This window comes from Candidatus Protofrankia californiensis (assembly GCF_900634765.1).
Classification (GTDB): Bacteria; Actinomycetota; Actinomycetes; order Frankiales; family Frankiaceae; genus Protofrankia; species Protofrankia californiensis.
The window spans coordinates 1-8,745 of record NZ_CAAAFT010000264.1; the positions used below are offsets into that span (position 1 = coordinate 1).

6 protein-coding genes and 2 pseudogenes are annotated in these 8,745 nt (G+C 66.3%); 6 read left to right on the forward strand and 2 right to left on the reverse strand.

Features of this window, described 5'->3' with window-relative positions:
• The 5 genes from DD1DGNOD_RS14575 to DD1DGNOD_RS31200 all read left to right on the forward strand — a co-directional run.
• On the forward strand, positions 1-1,707 hold a 1,707-nt coding region (locus DD1DGNOD_RS14575; RefSeq protein WP_131770383.1), incomplete at its 5' end, for a sugar transferase.
• Positions 1,708-1,811: 104 nt separating this feature from the next.
• Positions 1,812-2,951, forward strand: coding sequence for a DegT/DnrJ/EryC1/StrS family aminotransferase (locus DD1DGNOD_RS14580; RefSeq protein WP_131770384.1), 1,140 nt, complete (start codon positions 1,812-1,814; stop codon positions 2,949-2,951).
• 23 nt (positions 2,952-2,974) lie between these two features.
• Positions 2,975-3,991, forward strand: coding sequence for a Wzz/FepE/Etk N-terminal domain-containing protein (locus DD1DGNOD_RS14585; RefSeq protein WP_131770385.1), 1,017 nt, complete (start codon positions 2,975-2,977; stop codon positions 3,989-3,991).
• Positions 3,991-4,971, forward strand: a complete 981-nt coding sequence (locus tag DD1DGNOD_RS14590; RefSeq protein ID WP_131766919.1) for an SDR family NAD(P)-dependent oxidoreductase — start codon at positions 3,991-3,993, stop codon at positions 4,969-4,971. Before DD1DGNOD_RS14585 ends, DD1DGNOD_RS14590 begins: the two co-directional genes overlap by 1 nt.
• Positions 4,972-5,103: 132 nt before the next feature.
• Positions 5,104-6,173, forward strand: a protein-coding gene (locus DD1DGNOD_RS31200) for an IS630 family transposase (protein WP_430827808.1) whose coding sequence is annotated in 2 segments (ribosomal slippage) — positions 5,104-5,610 and positions 5,613-6,173 — 1,068 coding nt in all. Because the reading frame shifts where the segments join, the coding sequence is not laid out codon by codon here.
• Between the two features lie 34 nt (positions 6,174-6,207).
• On the opposite strand, the pseudogene DD1DGNOD_RS14605 reads toward DD1DGNOD_RS31200, so the two are convergent.
• Both DD1DGNOD_RS14605 and DD1DGNOD_RS14610 read right to left on the reverse strand, forming a co-directional pair.
• Positions 6,208-6,369 (reverse strand): annotated as a pseudogene (locus DD1DGNOD_RS14605) (transposase); the annotation flags it as partial.
• A gap of 503 nt (positions 6,370-6,872) precedes the next feature.
• Entirely contained in the window at positions 6,873-8,360 is a 1,488-nt protein-coding gene (locus DD1DGNOD_RS14610) for an O-antigen ligase family protein (RefSeq protein ID WP_241255729.1), read from the reverse strand.
• A 242-nt stretch (positions 8,361-8,602) separates the two neighbouring features.
• Between DD1DGNOD_RS14610 and DD1DGNOD_RS28090 the strand changes: the two are divergent.
• A pseudogene (locus DD1DGNOD_RS28090) lies at positions 8,603-8,745 on the forward strand (beta-ketoacyl synthase N-terminal-like domain-containing protein); the annotation flags it as partial.

An 8,745-nucleotide genomic window follows, 5' to 3' on the forward strand; every position in this document is an offset into this window, starting at 1 on the left:
CGAAGCCGGATCCGGCAGGAACCCCGGATCCGGCAGGCTTTCGTCACCATATCGGTTGCAGAACGATCGGTTGCAGAACGCCAGGCCCTGTTCGCGGGATGTCCGTCCGCCGGGACATCCACCAGGACGGGGCTCACTACCAGGGAAAAGCTTGTCGCCGGGACAAAGCTTGTCGCCGAGGCGCTGCTGGCGGCCGCTTTGTTGCTGGTAGCCCTGCCGGCGCTTCTTCTGGTCGCGCTCGCCATCAAGATCGAATCAAGAGGGCCCGTGTGTTATCGAGCCCTGCGGGTGGGCCATCGGGGCGATCCGCTGACCGTCCTGAAATTCCGGAAGATGCGGGTGAGGACGTCGGGGCCACCGGTGACAGCGGCCGGCGACGAACGGTTCACGCGTATCGGTGCCTTTCTTGCGCGCCGGCGGATCGATGAGATCCCCCAGTTGTGGCACGTCCTGCGAGGGCAGATGAGTCTGGTCGGCCCAAGGCCCGAGGACCCCCGGTTCGTGGCCCTGCACCAGGACGCATACCAGGATATCCTGGCGGTTCGTCCTGGTTTGTCGGGGTGGACGCAGCTCGTCTTCCGGGACGAGAGCAAACTGATCGGCGACGGGGACCCGGTGCGTCGTTATGTCGACGACCTGCTCCCGGAGAAGGTGCGACTCGACCGCCTGTACGCCGGTGACCGCCGACTCACCACCGACTTCAAGCTGCTGCTGTGGACGCCGCTTGTGATGTTCTGCCGCTTCGACGTCGAATACGACGGGCAAAAAAAGCAGTTCCGGCTGGTTCGGCATTCTTCGGTCCGGCGTCCCCCGACACGGCCTTCTCCGGTACGGCGGACGTCCGCGGTACCCACGGAACAGCGACAAGATCGCTGGTGTTGCCGCGCACCACCGAACTTCTCGTCGGCGCCGGATGTCATGTCACGCGACGCCCCGCGAGCCGGGCGGACTTCCACTGGGGGCCAAAAAACCGGGGGGCCGAAAATGGGGATACCGATGAGCGGCTTGTCGAACATCAGGGCGGTTATCCTTGCCGGGGGGCTCGGCACCAGGCTGCGCCCGTACACGACAATCATACCCAAACCGCTCGTACCCGTTGGTGAACGTCCGATCCTGCAGCACATAATCGACCGGCTGCGAGCTGTCGGGGTGACCAGGGTCGACCTCTGCGTGAACTATCTGGGGGGACTCATCGCCGCCTATTTCTCCCAGACCCGGATCGAACCGGGAATACAGCTTCACTGGCACTGGGAGGAAAGGCCACTGGGCACGGCCGGGGCGTTGAAGGCGGTCCCCGATCTCGACCAGACGTTCATCGCCATGAACGGCGACGTGCTGACCGGCCTCGACTACCGCGAGCTGGTCGACTTCCATTTCGAGGCCGGCGCCGCCCTGACCATCGCCACCCACAAGAATCCCGTCAACATCGATCTCGGCGTTCTCGAGACCGTCGGCAGCTATGTCAGCGCCTACCGTGAGAAACCAACGCTGCACTATGACGTGAGCATGGGCGTCTACATCTACGAGCCACGGGCGCTGAAATACCTGCCGGGCGGCGAATGCCAGTTCCCGGAGCTGGTCCAACGACTGCTCGCGGCCGGCGAGAAGGTTGCGGCATATCCCAGTGATGCCCCCTGGTACGACATCGGTACTCCCCAGGAATACGAGCGGGCGGTGCAGGACATCGCGCTGCTCACCGAGCTGTGACGTCCTGGCGAGAACCTTTGCCGAGAACACTTTTGCCGAGAACCTTGTCAGGAACCTTGTCGAGGACCTTCCCCGAGGAGCCGGCCGACAATGACGGACCGACAATGACAGACTGGGCCGTGCCGTTGTCACACCTCGTGATCGAGGATGACGACCTTCGGGCGGTGACCGACACCTATCGGTCGGGATGGCTCAGCATGGGGCCGCGGACCCGGGAGTTCGAAGACCTCTTCGCGAGCTTTGTGGGTACGGAGCACGCGGTCGCGGTCACGAACGGGACCGCGGCGCTTCACCTGATGTGCCTCGCGGTCGGACTGACCACCGGTGACGAGGTGATCGTTCCGTCACTGACATTTGTGGCGACCGTCAACGCCGTCCGCTACACGGGCGCGACACCGGTCTTCGCCGACATCGCCGGACTCGCGCGACCATGGATGTCCGCGACAGCCTGCGAACGAATGATCACAAATCGGACGAAAGCCGTCCTGTGCGTCGACTACGGCGGGCACGCCGGAGAGATCGCGGCATTGCGCGACCTGTGCGATCACCGCGGCCTCATTCTTCTCGAGGACGCGGCACATGCCGCCGGATCGTGGTGGCACGGTCGCCATCTCGGCACCTTCGGCACCGCCGGTGCCTTCAGCATGTTCTCGAACAAGAACCTGGCGGTCGGCGAGGGCGGTGTCGTGGTGACCGAGGACACCGCGGTTGCCTCCCGCGTGCGGCTGCTGCGTTCCCACGGCATGACCACGCTCACCTGGGATCGCCACCAGGGCCGCGCACTTGACTACGACGTCGTCGCGCTCGGCTACAACTACCGCATAGACGAGCCGCGGGCCGCGCTGGCTTCCTGCCGGCTGGGGCGCCTGGCGGAGGAGAACCATCGGCGGGCACAGCTCGACGCACGGTACCGGGAGGCGCTGGGAGATCTCGAAATCGTAATTCCGCTCCCTCCTGCGGAAGGACTTGTCTCCGCGCATCATCTGTTCACCGTCGTCCTGCCCGAGGACGTCGACCGGGCCGCTTTTCGCGAACAGCTGTCCGACCGGGGAATCCAGACGAGTGTTCACTATCCACCGATCCATCGGACAGCCGTCCATTCAGCCCCGCAGGAGCTGCCGATAACGGACCGGTATGCAGCACGAACGGTCACGCTTCCCATGTTCTCCCGCATGCGGGACGAGCAGCAGGAGCACGTGGTGAGTGCGACGGAAAAGGCACTCGCCAGGACGAGATGTCTGTGACGAGACGTCTGTGAGGTGACGACATGGAGCCACCAGCGGGGAGACCTACAACGCTGTCCGCCGCGCTGCGGCGGGACGACCCGTCGCAGGGGCGGGACGACGAGCGTCACAGCGATATCCGGGCTCTTCGAGCACACCGGCTACTCGTGGTCGTAGTCGTCCTCGCCGCGCTGGGCGGCGGCCTGCTGGTGCTCGCCCTGCGGCCGACGGCCTACCATGCCAAGGCGGAACTCCTCGTCTCGCCGCTGACAAAGGATGACAGCAGCCTGCTCGGGCTACCGCTCGTGCGCGATCTGGGTGATCCGATCAGGACGATCCAGACCGCCGCCGCCGCTTTGAAGAATCGCGACATCGCGGAAGTTGCGGCGACGCGGCTCGGGGTGCCCTGGACGGCGGAGCGGGTCCAGCGGGCCGTCGACGTGATGCCGAAGGGACAGACCAACATTCTCGAGGTCAAGGCGAGCGCCCCCGAGGCAAAGACCGCGGCGGATGTCGCCAACGCGTACGCGCATTCGCTGATCGACGTCCGGCAGGTAACGTTGCAGCGCCTCGTCGATTCGTCGATCCTCATGATCAGGACTCGGCTCGACGCGTTGCAGAACCAGCAAAACGGCGTCCCGGACCAGCAGGGCGCGACCGCCGCGGCGCTCGAGCAATGGCTGATCGAGCTGGAACAGGTCCGCAACAGCGGTGATCCCACCGTGTCACTGTCGCAGGACGCCTCGATTCCGACCTCGGCCGCAGGCGCGCCGGCGTGGTTGGTACTGACAATCACCACGCTGGCCGGCATCGTCCTCGGGGCTGGAGCGGCCGTCGCGACCGAACGATTCGCACACGCACACCACGGTCAGAAAAGCTCCACGCAGAAAAGCTTCGCGCAGAAGAACGTTGAGCAGGAAAGCTTCGAGGCAGCAGCATCAGGAACAAAGGCGGGATCAGGAACAACCGACGGCGTGGCCCTGATGTCCAGGCCACCGGCTTCGACTTCGACGCCCGCCGCAGATGCGCTGGATGGGCAGCCGATCGGGCCCTCCCGATAATGGCGGAGACAGCTGTCGTCACAGGGGCGGGAGGGTTCATCGGCGGACACCTGGCCACCGCGCTCGTGCGCCGCGGCAGCCACGTCCGAGCCTTTCTCCGTTACAATTCCCGAGGCGATCAGGGCAGCCTGGAGTGGCACGATCAGCACGTCGTGCGTGATATGGAGGTCATATTCGGCGACCTACGCGACGTCGAATCGGTGGGGCGGGCAATCACCGGTGCAGACGTCGTCTTTCACCTCGGGGCGCAGATCGCCATCCCGTATTCCTACGTCAACGCCCGGGACTTCTTCGAAACGAACGTGCTCGGGACGCTGAATGTCGCCGAAGCCGCCCTGCGCGCGGGAGTGCACCGAGTCGTGCACACCTCGACAAGCGAAGTGTACGGCACCGCCCGGACCATCCCCATGACCGAGGAGCACCCCCTGGAAGCACATTCCCCCTATGCCGCCAGCAAGATCGGCGGCGACAAGCTGATGGACGCCTTCTTCCGGTCGCACCGGCTGCCGGTGACCGTTCTCAGACCTTTCAACACATATGGTCCGCACCAGTCGACCCGCGCGGTCACGGCCACCATCGTCACGCAGGCGCTGGCCGGGGAAACGCTCCTGCTCGGGGAGCTCGACACCCGTCGGGACCTCACCTTCGTCTCGGACACCGTCGCCGGTTTCATCGCCGCGGCGGAATCCGACGCCGCCGTCGGCCGCACCGTACATCTGGGGACAGGTAACGACGTCTCGGTGGCCGAGCTCGTCGCCGTGGTCGGGGAACTGCTGGGTCGCCGGCTCGCCGTCGAAGTCGACGAAGCCCGGCTGCGGCCCCCGCTCAGCGAGGTCAGACGGTTGGTGTCGAATCCGGCGCTGGCCCATGAGCTCATCGGCTGGAATCCCAAGGTCGATCTCGGTGCCGGGCTCTTGGCGACGATCAGATGGATCGAGTCGAACATGAGCCGGTTCCGGATCGGCGAATACTCCAGATGATCGGGGCGGAGACAAGGAACATCTAAAAGTAAAAGGAACATCTGAATTACCCCACAGATACCGGTTACTGAGGTTGAACTTGTGATGGCGGTGGGCGGTTACGTTTCATGATCCCTGCGGTATGCCGAGTTCATGAGGTACGCACAGGGTGGCGGGCTGACACCGAAGGAGCAACAGGCCCGGGAGCGGGTGCGGTGGGAGGCCGGTACGCGGTTCGAGCGGGGTGAGAAGACCGCCGACATCGCCGCGGCGTTACGTGTGGGTAAGCGGCAGGTGGAGAAGTGGCGCCGGACCTGGCGTGAGGGTGGCTTGGGCGCGTTGCGTTCGAAGGGCCCGCTGTCGGTCGAGCGGCTGTCGCCCGCGCAGTGGGAGTGCCTGGAACGGGAGCTGGGCCGCGGGCCGCTGGCACACGGCTGGGACGACGGGCAGGGCTGGACACTGGTGCGGATCACCACGCTGATCGGGCGGATGTTCCACCTCGGCTACACCATCCAGGGCGTGTGGAAGCTGCTGCGCCGGCACGGCTGGTCCGCGCAGGTGCCCGTCCGCCGGGCGATCGAGCGGGACGAGCAGGCGGTGCAGGTGTGGAAGGCCGAGGTGTGGCCGCGGATAAAAGCACCGCGGCGGACCTGGGCGCCGTCCTCTGCTTCGAGGACGAAGCAGGACAAGGCCTGAGGCCGCCGAAGGGACGTACCTGGGGTCCGCGTGGCCGGACCCCTGTCATGCGGGTGCGCGGGGGCAACCGGGGCCGGGTCTCGGTGGCCGGTGTGGTGTGCGTCAAGCCCGGCTGCCGGCCGCGTTTCTTCTACCGGCTGCATCTGTGGCGGGGCCGCACGGGCGAGCGTGAGAGCTTCGCCTGGCAGGACTACCGTGACCTGATCGTGGCGGTCCACCAGCAGCTCGGCGCCCCGGTCGTGTGGGTGTGGGACAACCTCAACGTTCACCTGACCGGTGAGCTCACGGATTTCATCGCGGCGAACAGCGAGTGGCTGACGGTGTTCCGCCTGCCCGTCTACGCCCCCGGCCTCAACCCGACCGAGGGGGTGTGGTCGCTGGTCAAACGGTCGCTGGAGAACTTCGCCGCCGCCGACCTCGACCACCTGGTCCGCGTCATGAAACGCAAACTGAAAAAGATCCAGTACCGTCCGCACCTGCTCCACGGCTGCCTCGCCGAGACCGGTCTGACCATCGAATTAACATGATCGATCCAGCCGCCATCACAAGTTCAATCTCAGTGACATACAGGATCGCGTTGAAGACCTCGCGCAGTGCGACCGAGGCCGGCTGGCCGGTGGGCCTGCGATCGAGCCTGGCCTGCCGCCAGGCCTGCAGGGTCGGTGCGATCAGCGCCCATCGGGCGTCCGACAGGTCGCTGGGGTACGGCTTGCGCTGGCTCATGACAGACGCTCCTACCTAAACCGCGTGACCCTAAACCGCGTGACCGGAAGTGCCCCTTCGACCAGCAGGGAGTTTTCATCCCATCGCCAAACCAGACGGAATCCGGGTCGCATATACGAACTAAACGGGTACTCCGATCGCGGCCTCGGGACACGTGAATGCACTCCTACAGCACGAAATGTATCAAAAGCCGCCGATCTCAAAGGCGACTTATCTTCACTAAAACTACGTAAACGCCCTCTGGGAGAGCGTCTGGTGCGAGTTGGTGACGATCCGTCCGGCAACGTCAGGCCCACGGCAGGCCGCGCCCGCTTTCGGGGAGCGACAACTGCCGGGAGGCCAAGTGGCATGCAGCCGCGACACGCATATCGCTTGGGCCTGTGCGACGCACGCTGGGCACTGATCGAATCGATCCTGACCGCCGGGTGGGCCAACTGCGGCGGCCTGGATATCACGCCGCCGGTCCGAGCAGCATGATCTATGATCGGCCACCAACTGATCTGTCAGGAGAACCGAAAATCTGCGGGATCCGAATTTTTTCCGGAAATTCTTTTGGACGGACGCTTTTCGGACGGGGACGGACTGTCAACCGCTGCCTGGAGAAGCGCCGGCCCCAGCGCCAGCAGGAACCACAGACGCTTGTCCACGGCGTTGGACAGGAAGAAACCCGAAACGGTCATGCTGAACGTGGCCAGCAGGACCGCGTTCGCAAGGGCGGCGTTTCGTCGGTCGCCGAGCGCTTCGAAACGCCGTGCGGCGAGGAACGCCGTCCGCAGGCAGGCGACGAGAAAGGTCAGGAACAGGGCTGATCCGACGATCCCGTTCTCCGCGAACAACTGGAGGTAGGAGTTGTGCACCTCGTGCGCACGACTGACGATGATGTCGACCCACGGTATGGGTCCGACCCGGCGCACGTAGTCGCTCTCGACCACGGTGTAGTTGTTCAGCCCCACGCCCAGGATCGGATGGTCCCGGATGATGCTCCAGGCAACCGTCCACAGATCCACCCGGCCGTCCCCGCGGTCGTTCGCCGTCATGCGTTGCCATGCGGCGGGCGACGCCGCCAGCCAGGCCGCGGCCACGACCGCGCCGAGCAGGATCAGCCCGGCCACCTGACGGCGCTGGCGTCGCAGCAGGACGAGCGCGGCGAGCGCGCTGGCAAGGGCGGCGACGAACGCACCCCGTGACAGGGTCGAGGCAAGGCCGACGGCGTCGACGCCGACAGCAGCGGCGAGGACCCACCGCAGCCTCCGGTTCCTGGTCGCCGCGATGAGACCGACCGCCAGGATCAATCCTGCCAGCAGCCACGCGGCGAGGAAGTTGGGATCGCCCGCCCCTCCCTGCAGGCGGGCGATTCCGGCTGAGCCTGCGGGGTTCTTCGGGTCCGGACCAGCGCCGATCAGGCCGACGGTCACCGAGAGCACCGCGCCGGCGAGAAACGCGCCGCTCGCCAGGCGTACGGCCCTCACCTCGGCCATAGCCGTGCTCACCACGACGAAGAGCAGCCCCAGCGCCCACCAGTGCCACAGGTCGGTGGCGGCCTCCCCGATGTCGACGGCCCACAGCAGGGACAGCGACAGCCACATCAGCAGCAGCGTGCCCAGGGCGACAAGCCCCGGCTGGTGCCTGAAGACGGAGAACCCGACGACCGCCTGCCCTGCCGTCCGCTGCGTCCGCCTGCTCGGCGCCGTGAGCCAGAGCAGGACGATGACTATGCCGGCCGCCTTCGCGCCGAGGTTGAGAGCCGGAACGGCCTCGAAGAACAGGGCCGGTGTCCACAGGGCGATGCCGAGCTGCAGGTTCACGGCGGCCAGGGCGACGTACAGCGCGAACACGAGCAGCGCCAGTCCCACCCACACCCGCTCGGCCAGCGCGGCGCCGATGAGCGCGGCGCCGGCGGTGGCGGCAACGGCGACCAGCGTGTCCGGTCTGCCGAGCCGCTCGGCAACCGGTGACCGCCGGCGGGCGGCCTCCAGGGCGACCGCTTGCATCACCGTTGCCGGACGGTTGTGTTACCGGAGATCGTCCCGCCAGCTCGTTGAGGCATGTGCAACCTCCCGGTCCGCGTGACATCGGTCGGGTACATCGGTCCACCCCACCCGACACACCCGACCGTATGCCGGCTCGGCCGCGCGCAGTTCCCGCGGGCGTAGTAGTTCGTCTACGCCGGCTGCGGGTGGCGGCGAATGCTGCTGCCAGCCCGGACCGGCTGCGCCGGGTGGTTCGTCCACCGACCTCAGCCCGCAACGACGACCCGGAGCGCGCCTCGCGGCCGTTCGACGCGACGCGGGACGGGTTCGTGATGGGGGAAGGTGCCGTGGTGCTCGTCCTGGAGGAGTGGGAGCACGCCCGGCGCCGCGGCGCCCACGTCTACTG